General features: G+C 68.5%; 1 protein-coding gene. It reads right to left on the bottom strand.

Going from position 1 to position 1,148, the window contains the following annotated elements; translation table 11 throughout:
• The coding region (locus tag EN935_RS37040; protein ID WP_164771735.1) for an acyltransferase at positions 1-1,148 on the bottom strand (1,148 nt) is incomplete at both ends.

The following is a 1,148-nucleotide window of genomic DNA, read 5'->3' as shown; positions in this document are numbered from 1 at the left end:
ATGTTGCGCTGGGCCAGATGCGCATTGGCATAGGCGACCGCCACGCCGGCACCGGTCAGCGCCAGCGCTGGAATCAGAGCAATTGCAGGAAAAGTGGGAAGCGGTTTTGCGCCCGCAATTGCGCTGGGAAAGGCGCGGGCGCCCGCCGTCAGCCAGGCGCCGCGCCGCGCCGGGTTCTCGATCAGATGATAGGTGAGCACCGACAGCGCCAGCGCCAGCACACCGCAGCCAAGGCGCTGCGGGACGGAGAGATCCGGCGCCAGCATCCCGGCATAGACGATGACCGGCCAGTGCCAGAGATAGAGCGAATAGGAGAGCGTGCCGATCCATTGCAAAGGCGGCTGGGACAGGGCGGCGGCCGGGCCAAGGGCTGGCCTGCCGGTCCGCCCATTGGTCTGCTCCGCGCCGGCACCGCTCAACAGCACCAGCACCGTGCCGGCCACCGGCAGCAGCGCGTACCAGCCGGGGAAGGGCAGGTCTTCGCTCAAGCAGAGATAGGCCGCCGCGATCAGCGCCAGGCCGAGCCAGCCAAGGGCGGGCCGCAGCCAGGCGCGGTGTTGCTGGAAAGCTGCCGGCACCAGTGTCGCCAGGCCGCCGGCGGCGAACTCCCAGGCGCGCAGCGGCGAGAAATAGAAGGCCCAGGCCGGCGCGACAGTGGTCAGCCAGAGGCAGGCGGCGAAGGAGGCGAGGCCGGCCACGCCGATCACGGCCACGACCGTGCGTCGGCCCGGCCGCAGCCAGGCGGCCAGCAGAAGCAGCGCCGGCCAGGCCAGATAGAACTGCTCCTCCACGGACAGCGACCAGAAGTGGATGAAGGGATTACTGGTGGCGTCGGCGGCGAAATAGTCGAACGACCAGCGCAGCAGCCACAGATTGATGGCGTAGGCGGAAGCGAACATGGCGCCACGCGAATAGAGCGCCTGCTCCTGCGGCGCCAGGATGAAGTAGCCGGCGGCCAGCGTGACCAGGATGACGAACAAGGCTGCCGGCAAAAGCCGCCGGGCGCGCCTGGCATAGAAGCGCCAGAGGTCGAGCCGGCCGGTCTCAGTGATCTCCTGCATGAGGTGGGTTGTGATCAGCCAACCGGAGATGACGAAGAAGATGTCGACGCCGGCAAAGCCGCCGGGGAGCGCGGTGAGGCCGAAATG

The sequence above is a fragment of the Mesorhizobium sp. M7D.F.Ca.US.004.03.1.1 genome (assembly GCF_003998635.1).
GTDB classification, from domain to species: domain Bacteria; phylum Pseudomonadota; class Alphaproteobacteria; order Rhizobiales; family Rhizobiaceae; genus Mesorhizobium; species Mesorhizobium loti.
The sequence above is the reverse complement of the archived record's forward strand: the minus strand, read 5'-3'. Positions and strand labels throughout refer to the sequence as shown.